This is a genomic window from Candidatus Symbiopectobacterium sp. NZEC135 (assembly GCF_025962695.1).
In genome coordinates, this window is sequence record NZ_JAGFPF010001540.1 from 1 (window position 1) to 514 (window position 514).

Annotated in this window: 1 protein-coding gene; it reads left to right on the forward strand. The window is 56.8% G+C overall.

Annotated features, from left to right (window positions below):
* Positions 1 to 514, forward strand: a 514-nt coding sequence (locus tag J5224_RS35250; RefSeq protein ID WP_264629416.1) for an NADH-quinone oxidoreductase subunit H, incomplete at both ends; no start/stop codon positions are given.

Here is a 514-nt window from a genome sequence, read left to right on the forward strand (position 1 = left end):
GGCGTGGCCGATTTAAACATCGGCCTGCTGTTCTTCCTGATGATGGCGGGGCTGGCGGTATACGCCGTGCTGTTCGCCGGTTGGGCGAGCGGTAACAAATACTCCCTGCTGGGGGCGGTGCGTGCATCCGCACAAACGCTGAGCTACGAAGTGTTTCTCGGTTTGTCGCTGATGGGCGTGGTGGCACAGGCGGGCTCGTTCAACATGCGCGATATCGTCGAATCTCAGGCGCATTTGTGGAACGTTATCCCGCAGTTCTTCGGCTTTCTGACCTTTGCCATCGCCGGTGTGGCGGTGTGTCACCGTCATCCTTTCGACCAACCGGAAGCGGAACAGGAACTGGCGGATGGTTACCACATCGAATATTCCGGTATGAAGTTCGGTCTGTTCTTCGTCGGTGAATATATCGGTATCGTGACCGTATCGGCGCTGATGGTAACGCTGTTCTTCGGTGGCTGGCATGGCCCGCTGTTACCGCCTTTCGTCTGGTTTGCGCTGAAAACCGGTTTCTTCA